The organism is Ensifer sp. EB106-03-01-XG145, from assembly GCF_058792075.1.
Window position 1 is genome coordinate 218,570 of the sequence record NZ_JBYTEC010000003.1, and the last position, 16,822, is coordinate 235,391.

Genomic DNA, 16,822 nt, shown 5'->3' on the forward strand with positions numbered 1-16,822 from the left:
CGACATTTCGCAGGTCGTTATCACAAAACCGCTGCGCACTTTTGCGCGACAAGCTTTAGTGAATGCCCGCAGTCAGGGCCGGCGCTTTGGTCGCGAGCGCCACTCTGAGCTTTTCGAGCGCCCGAGTTTCGATCTGTCGCACCCGTTCCTTGGAAATGCCGAGATCGAGGCCGAGCTCTTCCAGCGTCGCACCGTCCTCCGACAGTCGTCGTGCACGGATGATCCGCATCTCCCTTTCGGTCAAGGCACCCAGCGCATCGCGGAGCCACACACGGGCCCGCTCGCCGTCGATCATGTCGCTGACCTGTTCGTCCGGAAGCGGCGCATCGCTGGCCAGGAAATCCAGCCGCTCGCCGCCATCGGAATCGGCGCCGCCAACGGGGGCCTGCAAGGAAGTGTCGCTGCCGGAAAGCCGCGCATCCATGGTCTGCACATCGGCGATGCTGACGCCGAGCGCCGCGGCAATTTCCTCATGCATAGCCTGCGATGTAAGTTGCCTGTCGCCTTGCGCCAGACGTGCACGCAACCGCCGCAGATTGAAGAACAGCGCCTTCTGAGCCGAACTCGTGCCGCCCCGGACGATTGACCAATTGCGCAGGACATAGTCCTGCATCGATGCCCGGATCCACCAGGTCGCATAGGTCGAAAACCTGACCTCACGGCTGGGTTCGAAGCGGGCCGCCGCTTCCAGGAGGCCGATATGGCCTTCCTGCACCAAGTCGCCCATGGGCAGGCCGAAGTTGCGGAACTTCGCTGCCATCGAGATCACGAGCCGCATATGCGACATGGCGATCTTGTTGCGGGCTTCCTGATCATGGTCGTTCCGCCAGGCCTGTGCCAGCGCGTGCTCCTCGTCGCGCTCGAGATAAGGCGCCTCCATTGCGATCTTGATCATCCGCCGGTCTGCAGTGAGAGTCTTCATCGATCACTCCGTGACTGGCGCCCGGGCGCCATTGCGTGTGAAGTCCAAAAGGCCGGACAGATGGCGCGTCCGGCAGCAGGGGCGTCTAGATCACGATGATTTGGATCGGATCGATCCAAATCATCGTGATCGGTTCTTTTAAGTCAGAGCGGGATGGGCGCGGAAAACCGCATGATCTTTTCCTTCCCCGCTCAAGAGCCCGGCGCCGAACTTGAAGAAACGACGCGGCGCCCTAACTTCAAAATCACGAACCTGAACGGTGACGGATCACAGAACCAAGATCGCCCGGCGCGAAAGCGGCGCGTTCCTGCCGGCTAATGTAAATGCGCGTGGCGGGCAAAAGTTCCATCAGATCAAAGAAAAAGCCCGGCGCGATGGCCGGGCTTTTTTGCAGTCTCACTGCGGGTTGGAAGCTTATGCTGCTTCGTCCTGGGCGTCGTCTTCGTCGATCGCCTTGCCGCGCTTCGGGCCCTTGCTGAGGTTGGCCTCGACGAGGCGCACAGCTTCGGTCTCCGACATTTTGTTCACGGCAGCGATTTCGCGCGCCATGCGGTCGAGGGCAGCCTCATAGAGCTGGCGTTCGGAATAGGACTGTTCCGGCTGGTTTTCGGCGCGATAGAGATCGCGAACGACTTCCGCGATGGAAATCAGGTCGCCGGAGTTGATCTTGGCATCGTATTCCTGGGCGCGGCGCGACCACATGGTGCGCTTCACGCGAGCCTTGCCCTGCACAACCTTCAACGCACGATCGACGAAATCGGTTTCGGACAGCTTGCGCATGCCGATGCTGACAGCCTTGGCCACCGGCACCTTCAACCGCATCTTGTCCTTCTCGAAATCGATGACAAAAAGCTCAAGCTTCATGCCCGCGACTTCCTGCTCTTCGATCGCCACGATCTGGCCAACGCCGTGGGCCGGATAGACGATCGATTCACCGGTCTTGAAGCCCTGGCGTGTCGAAGATTTTTTCTGCTGGGTCGTCATTCGTTTCAAAAACTCCCTGTTTCGCGCCGGCCATTCTGGCCGGGGCCGGGTCAGTGAGGCCCGGGATAGACGGGGATACCGCCGGGTGGGTACATCCTGGTCCGTCCACGGAACGCAAACAGCCTCATGAAATGCGGTCGCAACAGAGCAAAGCCATGTTGCGTAATAGGGAGAAACCGCCTTTTGGAGATCGTTTGCTTTCGTGATGGTTTTCGGGCGCGCAAAAACACCCTCTGTGGATCAGTAGAAGGAACCTATCACAAAAAAGTGCCGAAATCAATAATTTGCTGCATGGCAGCCATCAAGCCACCATTCTCGCACCTGCGAGCGCAGTGCGGGTTTTTCCCCAGGTTTGGCGCGCTGGGTCGCGCTCGCTGCGTCAGCCTCGACGAACGATAGAGATCGTTCGTCTCAGTCGCCCTGTCCCGGCTCGGCGGAGAAGAACTTCTCGTACTTGCCTTCGACGCCGTCCATCTCCTTGGCTTCCGGCATCGGGTCGCGCTTGACCGTGACGTTCGGCCACTTCGTGGCAAAATCAGCGTTCACTTTCAACCACATATCAAGGCCCGGCTCGGTGTCCGGCTTGATCGCCTCGGCAGGACATTCCGGCTCGCAAACGCCGCAATCGATGCACTCGTCGGGATGGATGACGAGGAAATTCTCGCCCTCATAGAAGCAGTCCACGGGGCAGACTTCGACACAGTCCATATACTTGCAGCGAATGCAATTGTCGGTCACGACATACGTCATGAGGTACTCCAGCCAATGCTCACGTTTGATGGCAGACGGCAATCAATGGTGATGCTCATCGTCCGCGCATGCTAGGAATGTCCGGCGCGCATAGCTGCCGAAGCAAGACCGATGCACCCAACGTGGGTCTGTCAGGTAAAGGCTTTATGGACCCTTTGCAAGAATATTCAATGCGCGAAACGCCGCGGCAAAGGCAGAGTTTTCTAATCCTCGCGCGGATCGAAATCGGGTTTTAGCCGATCGGTATCCCGCCGCTCTTTCTTGGTCGGGCGTCCCGCCCCACGGTCGCGTGTGGCGAGATCAAATGCCGAGAGTTTCTCCTTAGGCAATTCCGGCGTGAGATCATCATAAAGAAGCCGCGCTTCCTCGTAGGGGCCACGTCGTTCCCCTGGAGCAAGCACGCGCACGGTCACGCTGCGGCGGTCGAGGACGAGCTCAAGCAGATCCCCCGTCTTGACCTGAAACGACGACTGCGTCACGCGCTGCTCGTTGACGGCCACGCGGCCGTCCTCGATCGCTTTTTGCGCAAGCGAGCGCGATTTGATCAGCCGCGTGAAAAACAGCCACTTGTCGAGACGCTGGCGCGATGCCGGGTTGGACGTGGGCTGTTTTTCCATGACCTGCCTTACTTCTTCATCTGCTCCTTGAGCGCCGCGAGCTTGGCGAAGGGCGAATCCGGATCCACCGGCTTCTCGCGACGCGGCGGGCGCGCCTCGAACTTGCCCTGGCCGGGCTTGCCGCCGCGGTCGTGACGATCATGACGATCACCACGGTCCTGGCGCGGACCGCCTTCCGACTTGCCGCCGTCATGGCGCTTGCCGCGCACCGGCTGGCCGCCCTTACGTCCGCCCTCACGTCCCTCGCTCTGCCCTTGGCCTTGGCCATGGCGCTGGCCGCCGCGACGCTGGTCGCCCTGGTGGCGACCGCCGCCCTGGCGCTGGTTATCCTGGCGAGTGCCGGGACGCCACAGCAGCACGGGCTTGGCTTCAACCGGTTCTCCGGTCTCGGCGACTTGAGCTTCGGCTGGTTGCACCTCGCTGGTGGCGACTTCGCCCTCAGCGTTCTCGGCCTCGGCGGCAGGTGCCTCAACGGCTGCGGTCTCGGCATCCGTCGCGCTGTCAGCAGCGTCCGCGTCATCGACAGCGGCAACCGGCTCGGAGGCGGCGGCAGCAGAGGCGGGCGCACCGTCCTGGCTGGCGAGGAAGGCCGCAGCCTCCTCGGCCTTGACGCTGTCGGCCCGATAGCCAAGGCCCTTCAGGATCTCTTCCATATCATCAGGCGTTGCGCCGAGGATCGAAAGCATCGAGGTGGTGGCGGTGAAACGACGGCCGTCATAGGCGCCTTCAGGACGCGGCTGTGCGCCGGGCTTCCACTGCAGCAGCGGCCGGATGAGATCGGCCAGGCGCTCGAGGATGTCGATGCGCACGGCGCGCTTTCCGAGGAAGCGGAAGCCGGCAAGCTTGTAGAAGGTGCGCTCGAAGGACGGATCGGTGACGACCGACGTACGGCCGGCCGCGAGCATCGGGATGAGGTCGCCATAGCCGGGCTTGTCGAGGCCGTCGTTCTTCAGCGCCCAGAGCAGCGTGATCAGCTCGGCCGGAGCCGGCTTCAAGAGCGCCGGAAGGAAGATGTGGTAGGCGCCGAAGCGAACGCCGTATTTGCGGATCGACGCGCGACCGTCCTGGTCCAGCGACTTCACGTCGTCGGCGACATCGCGGCGGAAGAGCACGCCGAGGTTCTCGACGAGCTGGAAGGCAAGGCCCTTGGCGAGGCCTTCGAGGTCTTCAGCGCGCGAGATATCGTCGAGCGGCTTCAGCACCGTACCGATGTGATGGTTCACGAAACGCTCGATGCGGGCCACGACATGCTCGCGGGCGTTCGCCTGCAGCTGATCGTCAGCAAGCAGAATGACGCGCGGACGCATGACATGGTCGCTCGCTGCCAGACGGGCGACGGGATCGCCGAGCCAGCGCACGAGACCATCCGACGAAAGCGCCAGGTCGTTGTTGCCCGAGGCGTGCAGACGTGCGGCCCGCGCCTCGAACTCGAGCGCCAGCGCCTTCTGGGCAGCGCCCTGCACGGCCTTGGCATCCGGGCCGTCGCCGCCGGTCGCCAGCGTAAACCGGAAACCGGTTAGTTGTCCTACGTGGTGTCCTTCGACGAAGACATCACCATTCACACTGATTTCAGCTTCCAGCATAGCATTCTCTCTCAGGCGCTTCATGAGCACAGATGTCCTGCGATCAACAAAGCGTTTCGTCAACCGTTCATGTAGTGCGTCGGATAATCGATCTTCAATTTCCCGCGTCTTTTCTTGCCAGTGTGTCGGATCGGCCAGCCATCCCGGCCGGTTCGACACATAGGTCCAGGTTCTGATCTGCGCGATTCGCGCCGAAAGTGTGTCGATCTCACCGTCGGTGTGATCGGCACGCCTGACCTGTTCGGCCATGAAGTCCTCGTTCACCGTACCCCGGCGAACGAGATCCGCGTAGATCGTCGAGATCAGATCGGCGTGCTGGGCGGGCGTGATGCGCCGATAGTCCGGCAGCGCGCAGGCTTCCCATAATTTTTCGACGCGCTCGGCATTGGTCGTAATGTCGACGACCTCCGGGTAGCGGGCCAGATGCTCGAACGCCTGCTGGTCTACCGCAGGTAGCGCCCGGGCAAGGCCGGGAACTTTCGGCGCGGCATCGAGGCTCTTCTTCAAGGCGGTAAGCGAGGAATAGTCGAACGCCTTCGAGCGCCATTGCAGCACCTTGACCGCATCGAACTCGTGCGACTCGATGCGATGAACGAGCTCGTTGTCGAAAGGATCGACGCGACCCGTGACGCCGAACGTTCCGTCACGCAGATGTCGCCCGGCGCGCCCGGCGACCTGCGCTAGCTCGGCCGGGTTCAGGTTGCGAAACTGGTAGCCGTCGAACTTGCGGTCCTGCGCGAAGGCGACGTGATCGACGTCGAGGTTGAGACCCATGCCGATCGCGTCGGTCGCCACCATGTATTCGACGTCGCCTTCCTGATAGAGCGCCACCTGCGCATTGCGCGTGCGCGGCGAAAGCGCGCCGAGCACGACGGCGGCACCGCCGCGCTGGCGACGGATCAGTTCGGCGATCGCATAGACTTCGTCGGCCGAGAAGGCGACGATCGCCGAGCGATGCGGCAGGCGGGTGATTTTCTTCGAACCGGCATAGAGCAGTTGCGACATGCGCGGCCGCTCGACGACGGTAATGCCGGGCAGGAGGTGCTCCAGGATCGGCCGCATCGTTGCAGCCCCCAGAAGCAGCGTCTCGCCACGCCCCCTCAGATGCAGGATCCGGTCGGTGAAGATGTGACCGCGCTCGAGATCGCCGGCAAGCTGCACTTCGTCGATCGCCACGAAGGACGCGGTCGTCTCGCGCGGCATCGCTTCGACGGTGCAGACCGAATAGCGGGCGCGATGCGGAGTGATCTTCTCCTCGCCAGTGATCAGCGCGACATTGTGATGGCCGACCCTTTCGACCAGGCGCGTATAGACCTCGCGCGCCAGGAGGCGCAGCGGCAGGCCTATGACGCCGCTATCATGCGCGATCATGCGCTCGATCGCGTAGTGCGTCTTGCCGGTATTGGTTGGCCCGAGCACCGCGGTTACGCCGCGGCCGCTCAGGATCATGGGGTGAACGGACACGTCATCGATCCCGGGCATTCAGAAATTACGACAGCGTCTTTTCACGCTGGCGGCAAACACATGCCCACGCACCGAGCCAAACGCAAGGGGCGCCGACAACTAAAACCATGTTCGGCGTCTCCCAGCCCATTGCACCACCTGTTGTGGTTGGCGCAATCGAGAACAGGAACAGCCATGGAACGAATCGGCGACGAATCGAAGACTCATCGCGATTCACTGTATGTTCACGACTACATATAGATTTCAACACCGAACGTTGCACCACATGCTGAATCTGACGCCGCGCGCTTGTGTTAGAGCCCACGACTCGCCTCAATTCTGGCTGTCCCATTGCCAGACAGGTCAAAGGATTCCGAATCCAAGACTCTGGAAAGCCTAGAAAATTTTTAACGAAATTCATCGCAGATTCGCTGGGCAGAGAGAATGAGAATCGCACCGAGCACCCTCGACCAATACGGGAGGATCCGATGGCGACTCGTGATACGCGCATCATTCCGCTTTTGTTCTCCACAAGATATAGTGTCTGCGCCGCGCGCCGGCAACAGAATCACGGGCGCAGCTTCGGGTTCCAAATGCCGGGGGAACAGCCGTTTCTTCTCTCCGCCCTACACAAAAACGGCGCCCCGAAGGGCGCCGTTCAAAAGCAATGATGAGATCAAAAGGTCAGACGAAGAACTGTCCGCCATTCGCCGAAATCGTCGAGCCGGTGATGAAGCCGGCGTCGTCGGAGGCCAGGAACACAACGCAGCGGGCGATTTCTTCCGGCTCGCCGAGGCGGCCAACCGGGATCTGCGGGATGATCCGCTCGTTCAGCACCTTCTCCGGCACCGCCCGCACCATTTCCGTGCCGATATAACCCGGGCAGATGGCGTTGACCGTGATCCCCTTCGCCGCACCTTCCTGGGCGAGCGCCTTGGTGAAGCCGAGATCACCGGCCTTGGCCGCCGAATAGTTGGCCTGGCCCATCTGGCCCTTCTGGCCGTTGATCGACGAGATGTTGATGACGCGGCCGAAACCGCGGTCGCGCATGGCGGACCAGATCGGATGCGTCATGTTGAAGAGACCGGTGAGGTTGGTGCCGACCACCTCGCCCCATTGCTCGGGCGTCATCTTGTGGAACATCGCGTCGCGGGTGATGCCCGCATTGTTGACCAGCACTTCGACCGGGCCGAGATCCGCCTCGACCTTGGCGATGCCTTCGGCGCAGGACTGATAGCTGGAAACATCCCACTTGTAGACGGGGATGCCGGTTTCCTGCTTGAAGGCCTCAGCCTTTTCGTCATTGCCGGCATAGTTTGCGGCCACCTTGTAGCCGGCATTCTTGAGTGCGATGGAGATTGCCGCGCCGATGCCGCGCGACCCACCTGTGACCAATGCTACCCTGCTCATGCACGCCTCCCACTTGATCAGTTCAGTTTCTCAAAGGCCTTCTTCATCAGCTTTTCGCCGACCTGTCGTCCGTAGAGCTCGGCGGCAGCCTGGAACTGAGGCGTCGCGAGCATAGACATACCCACCTCGCACTTGGTGAGCGCGAGGTTCATCATCAGACTGGAGAGCTGAACGAGCGACGCTTTCAAAGCACCGCTGTCATCGTTCAGGGCCGCAACTATCATGTCCTTGAAAACGACCTCATCGTCCGAGGTCGTATGTTCCAGCATGCACTGAACCAACCGCGCCTCGTCGAGACGCGCGGGATTGGCATGTGCGGAAACGATCGGCGAACCGGCCAGCAAGAGGGAAAATGGAACCCACCTGGCGCTGTTCATGCCGCCAAACCGATTAGAGCCGTTCGACGCACATGGCGACGCCCATGCCGCCGCCGATGCAGAGCGTTGCAAGCCCCTTGGAAACGCCGCGGCGCTTCATTTCGAAGAGCAGCGTGTTGAGCACGCGGGCACCGGAAGCGCCGATCGGATGGCCGATGGCGATCGCGCCGCCATTGACGTTGACGATCGACGGATCCCAGCCGAGGTCCTTGTTGACCGCGCAGGCCTGTGCCGCGAAAGCCTCGTTGGCCTCGACCAGTTCGACGTCTCCGATCGCCCAGCCGGCTTTCGCCAACGCCTTGCGCGAAGCCGGGATCGGGCCGGTGCCCATGACCTGCGGATCGACGCCGGCCGTTGCCCAGGAAACGATACGGGCGAGCGGCTGGATGCCGCGCTTGGAAGCCTGCGCTTCGGTCATCAGCAGCGTGGCCGCGGCGCCGTCATTGAGGCCAGAGGCGTTGCCGGCGGTGACCGTGCCTTCCTTGTCGAAGGCCGGACGCAGCTTCGTCATCTGGTCGAGCGTTGCGCCATGGCGGATATATTCGTCCTGGTCGACGGTGACGTCGCCCTTGCGGCCTTTGACGATGAAGGGAATGATCTCGTCGGCGAACCGCCCGGCCTTCTGTGCCGCTTCGGCCTTGTTCTGCGAGGCGAGCGCGAAGGCGTCCTGCTCTTCACGGCTGAGCTGCCACTGGCGGGCGACGTTTTCGGCGGTGATGCCCATGTGATAGCCGTAGAAGGCGTCGGTCAGACCGTCCTTGATCATCGTGTCGATCATCTTGAAATCGCCCATCTTCACGCCGCCGCGAAGATGCGAGCAATGCGGCGCCATCGACATGGACTCCATGCCGCCGGCGACGATGATATCCGCATCACCGGTTGCAATCTGCTGCATGCCGAGCGCCACGGCACGAAGACCGGAACCGCAGAGCTGGTTCATGCCCCAGGCGGTTTTCTCCTGCGGAAGACCCGCCTTCATCGCCGCCTGACGCGCCGGGTTCTGGCCCTCGCCGGCCTGCAGGACCTGGCCGAGGATCACCTCGTCGACCTCGCCTGCCTCGACGCCTGCGCGCTCGAGCACGCCCTTGATGACGGCGGCGCCGAGTTCGTGCGCCGGTGTGTTGGCGAATGCACCGTTGAAGGATCCGACCGCGGTACGGGCGGCGCTGGCGATCACGATGGAGGGATTGCTCATGGGACGTTTCCTCAGATCTTTCTTGCCTAATGGAAGCAGACTGGCAAAGCGCGCGGCGCAAGTCAAACGCCTTGATGCGGTGCCACAAAACCGTCACCCAAGACGCAACCGCAAGATTTCGCACTTGCGTCGCCGCAACGCACAAAGACATTGTCAGCGGCGCTCTTTTGCGGATACTCTGAAAAACGCAATAAAGACGGGATGATGGGTGAGAGGAGACCCTGATGGCGAAGCACGAAGGCCAGATCGTTATAAAAAAATATGCGAACCGGCGGCTCTACAACACCGGGACCAGCACCTATGTCACGCTCGACGACCTGGCTGTCATGGTGAAGAAGGGCGACGATTTCATCGTCCAGGACGCAAAGTCCGGAGAGGACATCACCCATTCCGTGCTGACGCAGATCATCTTCGAGCAGGAGTCCAAGACCGGCAACACGCTGCTGCCGATCTCCTTCCTGCGCCAGCTGATCTCGTTCTACGGCGACCAGATGCAGATGGTGGTGCCGAGCTATCTCGAGCATTCGATGCAGGCTTTCACCGAGCAGCAGTCGCAGATGCGCGAGCAGATCAACAAGGCCTTCGGTGACACGCCGCTCGGCAAGAACCTGCAGGTTCCGTTGCAACTTGTCGAAGAGCAGGTCCGCCGCAATACCGAGATGTTCCATCAGGCGATGCAGATGTTCTCGCCCTTCATCACCGCCCCGCCGGTGAAGGAAACCAAGAAGGCCGAAGCCAAGGATATCGACGAGCTCAAGGAACAGCTTCGCGCGCTCCAGACCAAGCTCGACAATCTCGGCTGAGCGCATTCTTCTTGCAAAGGCGGGTGTGAGTCACCCGCCCAATTCCCGTCCAGCAAACCATGTTTTGAATTGGGCCAACGCCCCGGGATCGATCGTGACCTAAAGCGCGTCGCGATCTTTCAGATTCGCGCCTTGCGCTTTAAGTTCTTGATATTTCGCATGTCGTTGTCGCAAAACCGCTGCGCACTTTTGCGCTACAGGCTTTAAAGGCCGATCGACACGTCCCGTCCGGCCGAGCGCATCGAGACGGCGAAGCCGGCGATGACGTCGATGAAGCTGATCGTCATCAGGATGAAGAAGAGCTGGGTTGCCGCCGGCGCCAGCAGCAGGAATTCGATCAGGAAGGCGATGAACAGAATCATCGACAACAGGTGATCCATCAGCGCACGCGTGCTCGTGCGGGTCGCCTTCAGCAATTCGACGAAGAGCAACAGCAGTGCGACGACGATCAGGAGGTCGCCGAAGCGCATCGTCCAGGTCGCGCCCGACAGCATGGACAGCGACAGCATCTCGGCGTTCAAGCCGGCAATACCGCCGAACATTCCGATCATCGCGAGATTGTAGACAACGAACGGCAGGATCAGCAGCGGAACGGCAGCGAGCATCGGGCACGAACTCCTTTGCCGCGTCTTGCGGCGTCTTCAGGCCTACTGCATGTTTCCTTTAATCGTAGCCGGTTAAAGGACAAAAACATGCAGCAATTCAAAGTGCTACAGCGACCTTTGCGCGTCTGATAAGACGCGCGGCGCTGTAGAGCGCTGTGCGTTCGCATGAACGCACCAAGGACGCTCCAGCACTTAGGGTCTAGAGCATCTCTCCGCTTCCAGTGACTTCACCTTGGCGCGTGATGCTCTAGCTCCTGCGGATAACACAGGGTCCAAGCGAGAAAATGTCAGACGCAAAACAAAAGGGCCGGCAGAGCCAGCCCTTTGAACCATTCCACGAACGGAAACGCTTATGCGTTTTCCTTCGGGGTCAGAACCTGACGGCCACGGTACATGCCGGTCTTCAGGTCGATGTGGTGCGGGCGACGCAGTTCGCCGGAGTTCTTGTCTTCGACGTAGGTCGGCGTCTTGAGAGCGTCAGCGGAACGGCGCATGCCACGCTTGGACGGGCTCGTTTTTCTTTTAGGTACAGCCATTTCATTCTCCACTTATCGGGCAAACACTGTTCAGCAGCCGAAATGGCCGTGTTAAACAGATGTCAATCACGGAAATTTGGCGCGCTTATACATGGGCAACTGCTGTTTGACCAGTCCCCAGCCGCAATTTTTCGACTCAAGATCTGGCGGCGCCGATTCAGACCTCGTCATCGGGAACGACCCACGGCTCGGCGCGGGCAGCCTCTTCCCACTTCCGGAAAGCGAAATGTGCCTTCACCCGTTGCATGTAGCCGAGCGTTTCTTGATCCGCAACGAGATCGTAGACGTCGAAGCGGTTGACCACAGGCGCGTACATTGCATCGGCCGCGCTGAAGGATCCGAAGAGGAACGGCCCGCCGGAGTGGGCAAGCGCCTCCTTCCAGATCTGCTCGATGCGCACGACATCAGCGCGAACGTCGGCATCCACCTGAAGCGCCCGCCTCTCCCGGCGGATGTTCATCGGGCAGGCACCGCGCAGCGCCCTGAAACCGGAGAGCATCTCCATGGAATAGCTGCGGGCCCGGGCGCGGGCCTGGCGATCGGACGGCCAAAGCCCGGCGTCGGGAAAGAGCTCGGCGACATATTCGATGATCGCCAGCGATTCCCAGACGAGCAGATCGCCGTGGCGCAGCAGCGGCACCTTTCCGGTCGGCGAGATCGCGCGGATATCAGGATTGCCGGCCGCGAAATCGAAGGGAATGACCACGTCCTCGAAGGCGATGCCCGCGGCGGTCATCGCCATCCAGGGCCGCATCGACCAGGACGAATAGTTCTTGTTGCCGACGTAAAGGGTAAGTCCGGTCATCTACATTCCTTGATGCTGGCCTTAATTGCTGGCCGTGATTGCTGATCTGTCCGAGAAAACGATCAGTTCCTCGAAATGGTTCATGTCCTCGAACGAGCAGAAGGCCGGCGGATCGAGCTCGATCACCGGCGCCCGCTCCCTGAGGCAGGCGAGTTGTTCGCTCAACATTTCCTGCCAGCGCGGCAGTGCCGCGTCATCGAGCCAGTCGATGACATAGGCGAAGGTGATGTGAAACGCATAGTCGTCATGATCAGGATGGCGATAGCCGAAGACTTCGGCGAAAGCATCGCGCCAGGCCTTGAGGCAAGCCCGATCGGCGACGCTGTCGCCTTCAAGCGCGAGACCGGTTGGCGTGATCTCGGTCACGCGGGCACGGAAGGGCTGCAACGGCGCAAAGTGCCTCAGCCGCGCACAGTAGTGTTCGGTCATCACATCGATCGGTGTATCGAGCGCCATGTCGACGGGCCAATAGGGTAGCCTGCGACGATATTCGATGATGCCCTGGAAGATCGTCATGTGCAGGCTGGACGGATGCGTGAAGGCGAACTGCCCCGCCTCGGGCATCGCCATCAGACGCTCGCGCACGGCAAGCACGGCCGTCTCGGACGGCGATCCGGCGGTGACGTGGGAGACGACCGTGTTGCCCGGCTCACGCAGGAAGCGGCCGTCCGTGGCGTAGCGGGTTCCGAGATGCTTCGGCGGAATGGTGTCCGCGTTGCGGCCAAAGGCGAGAAGCGAAGGGGAAATCGAGGTCATGGGAGCGATCGGGCCTTTTGAATGGAGAGAGGGCCCAGATGGCAGAACTCTACGAAGCCAGGATGACATCCCCCGGCAACCGCATCCAATGAAAAGGTCTGATCTCAATCATAAAGGCAGGTGATGTAGCCGCCGGAGCGGCTGGCGCGACGCTCGATCAAATTCGCCAGACGCTTGAGCCCACGGCCGGGTTTGCCGGCATTGCGCTCTTTCGGGTTGGGCAGCGAAACCGCAAGCAGTGCGGCCTGCCGGCGCGAGAGCTTCGCCGCGGAAACGCCGAAATGGTGGCGGGCCGCCGCCTCGATACCGTAGATCCCATCACCCCATTCGGCGACGTTCAAATAGATCTCCATCATCCGCCGCTTGCTCCAGACGAAATCGGCAGCGACCGCCAGCGGCAGCTCCATGCCCTTGCGCAGGAAGGAGCGGCCGTTCCAGAGGTAGAGGTTCTTGACCGTCTGCATCGGGATGGTGCTGGCGCCACGGGTCGATTCCCCTTCAAGCGCATCCTCGACCACGCCGCGCATCTGGCCCCAGTCGACGCCGTCATGGGCGCAGAACTGACCGTCCTCCGACATCATCACCGATTGGACGAGCACCGGCGAGATGTTCTCGAAATCGACCCATTGGCGGTCGTAGCCGCGAAGCAGAACGAGATCGCGCAGCATCAAGGTGGAGACCGGGTGGACGAACTCGACGAGATAGAGAACGATCAGCACATAGGGCAGGGCAACGAAACCCAGGACAGCCAGGATGATCTGGCGGCGTTTCTTGCGCAACGTCCGGCGAAGCGAAGACCAGCGACTGGAAGGCACTTCGCCCTCCTCGCGCGCTTCCGGAACGACGTTCACGGCCTGACTGTTCACCTCGCTGTCCATCCGCTTCTCTTAGTGCATGGTCCGGCAAAGTTGAACGGGCTTTCTGGTAAAAGGCAAGGCGCCCAGGCGGCTGTCCCAGGGAAAGCGCGCCGCTGCGACACGAATCCCCGTTGAAAGCCCTCTTCGCCCGTGCCAAAGAGCGCGCATGAGCCAGGACACATCGCCCTTCACCCGCCGCCTCGCCGGCAATGCCCGCGCCGTCGAAGCTCTGCTCGAGCGCCTGCTCGGCTCGGCGACGGCGGTCGACGAGATTGCGCGACCAGCAAACCTGCTCGCGGCCATGCGGCACGGCGTGCTGAACGGCGGCAAGCGGCTGCGCCCCTTTCTGGTGATCGAATGTGCGGATCTTCTCGGCGGCAGCTTGGATGCATCCTTGCGCGTCGGGGCGGCGCTCGAATGCGTCCATTGCTATTCCCTCGTCCATGACGACCTGCCGGCGATGGACGACGACGATATCCGCCGCGGCCAGCCGACGGTGCACAAGGCCTTCGACGAGGCAACCGCGATCCTCGCCGGCGACAGCCTGCTGACCTTCGCCTTCGACATCATCGCGGCCCCCGAAACGCTGCTGACGGACGGCCAGAAAGTGGAGCTGATCCTGGCGCTCGGACGCGCCGCCGGCCACGGCGGCATGGCTGGCGGACAGGCGCTCGATCTGGCAGCAGAGAAGTCGCCGCCCGACGAGGCCGGCATCGTGACGCTGCAGGCCATGAAAACCGGCGCCCTCATCCGCTTCGCCTGCGAAGCGGGCGCCATCGTCGCCGGCGCATCGGAAAACGACCGCGCCCGGCTTCGCCACTTCGGCGAAAAGATCGGCCTTGCCTTCCAGCTCGCCGACGACCTGCTCGACCTGACCGCTGACGCAGAGACCATGGGCAAGGCGACCGGCAAGGACGCCGCTCGCGGCAAAGGCACGCTCGTCGCGCTGCACGGCCAGGCCTGGGCAGAGGAGCGGCTGGAGCAACTGGTCGTAGAAGCCGAAGCCCTGCTCGCGCCCTATGGCGAGCGCTCGGCCATTCTCGTCGACACCGCCCGCTTCGTCGCCAACCGCAGGAACTAGCCCCGTGAGCAAATACTGGTCGCCGATCGTCTCGAAGCTCAAGCCCTATGTGCCGGGCGAGCAGCCGCGCATCGCCAATCTGGTGAAGCTTAACACCAACGAATGCCCCTACGGTCCCTCGCAAAAAGTGCTCGACGCGATCGGCGCTGCAGCAAGCAGCGATCTCCGCCTTTATCCCGACCCGCTGGCGCTCAAGCTTCGCCAGGCGATCGCCGCGCGCTATGGCGTGACGGCGGAGGAAGTCTTCGTCGGCAACGGCTCGGACGAGGTGCTGGCCCATATCTTCGCCGGCCTCCTGAAGCACGACTCGCCGCTGCTCTATCCGGATATTTCCTACAGCTTCTATTCGACCTATGCGCGGCTCTTCGAGATCGACACGGTCGAGGTCCCGCTCAACGACGCCTTCGAGATCGACATCGCCGACTATGATCGCCCCTGCGGCGCGATCATCCTGCCGAACCCGAACGCTCCGACAGGCATCGGCCTGCCGCTCGCCGAAATCGAGCGGCTCGTCGCAAGCCACCCGGACCAGCCCGTCGTCATCGACGAGGCCTATGTCGACTTCGGCGGCCAGTCGGCAGCAGAACTCGTTTCGAAATACGAGAACCTGCTGGTCGTCCAGACCTTCTCCAAGTCACGCGCGCTTGCAGGCCTTCGTGTCGGCTTCGCCATCGGCCAGCGGCCGCTGATCGAGGCGCTGGAGCGGGTGAAGGACAGCTTCAACTCCTATCCGCTCGGCCGTCCGGCGCAAGCAGGCGCCATCGCCGCGATCGAGGACGAGGCCTGGTTCGAGGAAACGCGCGCAAAAATCATCGGCTCCCGCGAACAGCTTGCGGCGGACCTCGCTCAACGCGGCTTCGAGGTATTGCCATCCCAAGCCAACTTTGTGTTCGCCCGGCATCCGGGCCATGACGGAGAGGCATTGATGAAGGCGCTGCGCGAGCGAGCCGTGCTGGTCCGCCATTTCGCCAAGCCCCGCATTTCCGATTTCCTGCGCATCACGATCGGCACCGATCAGGAATGCGCGCGGCTGATCGAAGCGCTGGACGAGATCCTCTAGAGTATCCGTGTTGGTCAAGTACGGGTTGGTTCCCATATGCGGCCATCCCTGAGCAATGCGTTTGCGATGATGATGAGCTTTCGCATGACGGCGGTAATGGCGAGTTTTGAGGCTTTTCCGGCGGCCTTGAGCCGGTCGTACTTGGCCTTGAGGTCGGGATTGAAGCGGATGGCGACGAGCGCGGGCATGTAGAGTGCTCGTCGGACATTGGCCCGGCCGCCGCGGATGAAGGCGCGGCCGATCCACTGTCCGGATTGGCGAGCGACCGGAGCGAGGCCGGCGAGGGAAGCGACCTGGGCCTGGTCGAGTGTACCGAGTTCGGGCATGTCGATGAGAAGCGCGAAGGCGGAGATTGCTGACACGCCCGGGATCGAGACGAGGATGTCGAAGCGTCGTGCGAGGTCGGGATCGACCTTGATGAGCGCCATGATCTCGTTTTCGAGGGCCGCGATCTGGCGCTCGATCTGCCTGAGCTGTTCGGCGTTGTGGCGCTTGAGGATCGGCAAGGTCAGGTTTTTCGCCCTGTTCCTGGCGGCCGTTCGGTTCTTCACCAATGCCTCGCGGGCCATGTGCAGGTCCTTGAGATCGTTGAGGGTCGGGCCTCGCGCCGGCCGCGCCTGAAGTTCGAGCAACACCCCCATGCGGGCGAGCATCGCAGCATCCAGCCGGTCGGTCTTGGCGAGCCTGCCGGTGGCCTCGGCAAATCGCCGCGCCTGACGCGGATTGACCTTGACCAGCGCGAAGCCCGCCTCTGCCAGCCTGTGCTCAATGGCCCGATGATAGGGACCTGTCGGCTCGTAGACGATACGCAGCTCAGGCCGCTCCAACCAGCCGATCAATGTCCTATGGCCACGGCTGTCGTTGGCGAAGCGCCGGCTCACACCGTCGCTCAGCCTGTGGACGTCGAGATGGTCTTTCGAGATGTCGACCCCGATGCTATCGTTCATCATCTTTCGCTTGTCCTGTGCTTGTCATCCGGAGCCGAACTCCGGGTATCCGTTCAGGCCTCAAGGGAAAGACGAGGGCGATCCGACTCTA

Annotated in this window: 18 protein-coding genes; 4 read left to right on the forward strand and 14 right to left on the reverse strand. The window is 61.9% G+C overall.

The features are described from left to right. Nucleotides 1-55 precede the first annotated feature (55 nt). Nucleotides 56-922: an RNA polymerase factor sigma-32 gene (locus AC3WWH_RS11675; protein WP_057254889.1), complete on the reverse strand. Its 867-nt coding sequence runs from the start codon at nucleotides 920-922 to the stop codon at nucleotides 56-58. A gap of 171 nt (nucleotides 923-1,093) precedes the next feature. Between AC3WWH_RS11675 and AC3WWH_RS11680 the strand changes: the two genes are divergently transcribed. Next, a complete protein-coding gene (locus tag AC3WWH_RS11680; RefSeq protein WP_156433050.1) occupies nucleotides 1,094-1,240 on the forward strand; it encodes a hypothetical protein in 147 nt (48 codons plus the stop codon). Between the two features lie 96 nt (nucleotides 1,241-1,336). On the opposite strand, the gene AC3WWH_RS11685 is transcribed toward AC3WWH_RS11680, so the two are convergent. From AC3WWH_RS11685 to AC3WWH_RS11715, 7 genes are all read right to left on the reverse strand, one after another. Then, nucleotides 1,337-1,906 (reverse strand): CarD family transcriptional regulator, encoded by a 570-nt coding sequence (locus AC3WWH_RS11685; protein ID WP_034802893.1) that lies wholly within the window; start codon nucleotides 1,904-1,906, stop codon nucleotides 1,337-1,339. Nucleotides 1,907-2,317: 411 nt separating this feature from the next. Beyond that, on the reverse strand, nucleotides 2,318-2,656 hold the full coding sequence (fdxA, locus tag AC3WWH_RS11690; protein WP_057254888.1) for a ferredoxin FdxA: 339 nt from the start codon (nucleotides 2,654-2,656) through the stop codon (nucleotides 2,318-2,320). Nucleotides 2,657-2,859: 203 nt separating this feature from the next. Then, complete coding sequence (locus AC3WWH_RS11695) at nucleotides 2,860-3,273, reverse strand: RNA-binding S4 domain-containing protein (RefSeq protein WP_057254887.1); 414 nt, start codon at nucleotides 3,271-3,273, stop codon at nucleotides 2,860-2,862. Between the two features lie 8 nt (nucleotides 3,274-3,281). Beyond that, nucleotides 3,282-6,320: a helicase-related protein gene (locus AC3WWH_RS11700; RefSeq protein ID WP_058321792.1), complete on the reverse strand. Its 3,039-nt coding sequence runs from the start codon at nucleotides 6,318-6,320 to the stop codon at nucleotides 3,282-3,284. A 663-nt stretch (nucleotides 6,321-6,983) separates the two neighbouring features. Beyond that, the gene (locus tag AC3WWH_RS11705) at nucleotides 6,984-7,709 is read right to left on the reverse strand and encodes a beta-ketoacyl-ACP reductase (RefSeq protein ID WP_058321668.1); all 726 of its coding nucleotides are present in this window, start codon (nucleotides 7,707-7,709) and stop codon (nucleotides 6,984-6,986) included. Between the two features lie 17 nt (nucleotides 7,710-7,726). Beyond that, nucleotides 7,727-8,086: a hypothetical protein gene (locus tag AC3WWH_RS11710; RefSeq protein WP_156433049.1), complete on the reverse strand. Its 360-nt coding sequence runs from the start codon at nucleotides 8,084-8,086 to the stop codon at nucleotides 7,727-7,729. Between the two features lie 13 nt (nucleotides 8,087-8,099). Then, nucleotides 8,100-9,281, reverse strand: coding sequence for an acetyl-CoA C-acetyltransferase (locus AC3WWH_RS11715; RefSeq protein WP_058321666.1), 1,182 nt, complete (start codon nucleotides 9,279-9,281; stop codon nucleotides 8,100-8,102). A gap of 224 nt (nucleotides 9,282-9,505) precedes the next feature. On the opposite strand from AC3WWH_RS11715, the gene phaR reads away from it, so the two are divergent. Beyond that, nucleotides 9,506-10,084: a polyhydroxyalkanoate synthesis repressor PhaR gene (gene phaR / locus AC3WWH_RS11720; RefSeq protein ID WP_057254883.1), complete on the forward strand. Its 579-nt coding sequence runs from the start codon at nucleotides 9,506-9,508 to the stop codon at nucleotides 10,082-10,084. A gap of 203 nt (nucleotides 10,085-10,287) precedes the next feature. Here phaR and AC3WWH_RS11725 read toward each other — a convergent pair whose 3' ends face one another. From AC3WWH_RS11725 to mtgA, 5 genes are all read right to left on the reverse strand, one after another. After that, nucleotides 10,288-10,689, reverse strand: coding sequence for a hypothetical protein (locus AC3WWH_RS11725; RefSeq protein ID WP_057254882.1), 402 nt, complete (start codon nucleotides 10,687-10,689; stop codon nucleotides 10,288-10,290). Nucleotides 10,690-11,039: 350 nt separating this feature from the next. Then, entirely contained in the window at nucleotides 11,040-11,225 is a 186-nt protein-coding gene (gene rpmF, locus AC3WWH_RS11730) for a 50S ribosomal protein L32 (RefSeq protein WP_057254881.1), read from the reverse strand. Nucleotides 11,226-11,382: 157 nt separating this feature from the next. Further along, nucleotides 11,383-12,030 (reverse strand): glutathione S-transferase family protein, encoded by a 648-nt coding sequence (locus AC3WWH_RS11735; protein ID WP_057254880.1) that lies wholly within the window; start codon nucleotides 12,028-12,030, stop codon nucleotides 11,383-11,385. Between the two features lie 21 nt (nucleotides 12,031-12,051). Next, the gene (locus AC3WWH_RS11740) at nucleotides 12,052-12,786 is read right to left on the reverse strand and encodes a DUF1868 domain-containing protein (RefSeq protein ID WP_058321665.1); all 735 of its coding nucleotides are present in this window, start codon (nucleotides 12,784-12,786) and stop codon (nucleotides 12,052-12,054) included. Nucleotides 12,787-12,890: 104 nt separating this feature from the next. After that, nucleotides 12,891-13,664, reverse strand: coding sequence for a monofunctional biosynthetic peptidoglycan transglycosylase (gene mtgA / locus AC3WWH_RS11745; protein ID WP_082616167.1), 774 nt, complete (start codon nucleotides 13,662-13,664; stop codon nucleotides 12,891-12,893). A 145-nt stretch (nucleotides 13,665-13,809) separates the two neighbouring features. Between mtgA and AC3WWH_RS11750 the strand changes: the two genes are divergently transcribed. Together AC3WWH_RS11750 and hisC are read left to right on the forward strand one after the other, a co-directional pair. Continuing rightward, entirely contained in the window at nucleotides 13,810-14,724 is a 915-nt protein-coding gene (locus AC3WWH_RS11750) for a polyprenyl synthetase family protein (RefSeq protein WP_058321664.1), read from the forward strand. A gap of 4 nt (nucleotides 14,725-14,728) precedes the next feature. After that, nucleotides 14,729-15,784 (forward strand): histidinol-phosphate transaminase, encoded by a 1,056-nt coding sequence (gene hisC / locus AC3WWH_RS11755; RefSeq protein ID WP_058321663.1) that lies wholly within the window; start codon nucleotides 14,729-14,731, stop codon nucleotides 15,782-15,784. 14 nt (nucleotides 15,785-15,798) lie between these two features. Here hisC and AC3WWH_RS11760 read toward each other — a convergent pair whose 3' ends face one another. Next, nucleotides 15,799-16,734: an IS110 family RNA-guided transposase gene (locus AC3WWH_RS11760; protein WP_058321662.1), complete on the reverse strand. Its 936-nt coding sequence runs from the start codon at nucleotides 16,732-16,734 to the stop codon at nucleotides 15,799-15,801. Nucleotides 16,735-16,822: the final 88 nt, after the last annotated feature.

Coding starts and splice junctions, on each gene's coding strand:
- AC3WWH_RS11710 (WP_156433049.1), bottom strand. CDS start 8,086: ATGAACAGCGCCAGGTGGGTTCCATTTTCCCTCTTGCTGGCCGGTTCG.
- AC3WWH_RS11695 (WP_057254887.1), bottom strand. CDS start 3,273: ATGGAAAAACAGCCCACGTCCAACCCGGCATCGCGCCAGCGTCTCGAC.
- AC3WWH_RS11750 (WP_058321664.1), top strand. CDS start 13,810: ATGAGCCAGGACACATCGCCCTTCACCCGCCGCCTCGCCGGCAATGCC.
- AC3WWH_RS11685 (WP_034802893.1), bottom strand. CDS start 1,906: ATGACGACCCAGCAGAAAAAATCTTCGACACGCCAGGGCTTCAAGACC.
- AC3WWH_RS11675 (WP_057254889.1), bottom strand. CDS start 922: ATGAAGACTCTCACTGCAGACCGGCGGATGATCAAGATCGCAATGGAG.
- rpmF (WP_057254881.1), bottom strand. CDS start 11,225: ATGGCTGTACCTAAAAGAAAAACGAGCCCGTCCAAGCGTGGCATGCGC.
- AC3WWH_RS11680 (WP_156433050.1), top strand. CDS start 1,094: ATGATCTTTTCCTTCCCCGCTCAAGAGCCCGGCGCCGAACTTGAAGAA.
- phaR (WP_057254883.1), top strand. CDS start 9,506: ATGGCGAAGCACGAAGGCCAGATCGTTATAAAAAAATATGCGAACCGG.
- AC3WWH_RS11705 (WP_058321668.1), bottom strand. CDS start 7,709: ATGAGCAGGGTAGCATTGGTCACAGGTGGGTCGCGCGGCATCGGCGCG.
- AC3WWH_RS11760 (WP_058321662.1), bottom strand. CDS start 16,734: ATGATGAACGATAGCATCGGGGTCGACATCTCGAAAGACCATCTCGAC.
- AC3WWH_RS11740 (WP_058321665.1), bottom strand. CDS start 12,786: ATGACCTCGATTTCCCCTTCGCTTCTCGCCTTTGGCCGCAACGCGGAC.
- AC3WWH_RS11725 (WP_057254882.1), bottom strand. CDS start 10,689: ATGCTCGCTGCCGTTCCGCTGCTGATCCTGCCGTTCGTTGTCTACAAT.
- mtgA (WP_082616167.1), bottom strand. CDS start 13,664: ATGGACAGCGAGGTGAACAGTCAGGCCGTGAACGTCGTTCCGGAAGCG.
- fdxA (WP_057254888.1), bottom strand. CDS start 2,656: ATGACGTATGTCGTGACCGACAATTGCATTCGCTGCAAGTATATGGAC.
- AC3WWH_RS11715 (WP_058321666.1), bottom strand. CDS start 9,281: ATGAGCAATCCCTCCATCGTGATCGCCAGCGCCGCCCGTACCGCGGTC.
- AC3WWH_RS11735 (WP_057254880.1), bottom strand. CDS start 12,030: ATGACCGGACTTACCCTTTACGTCGGCAACAAGAACTATTCGTCCTGG.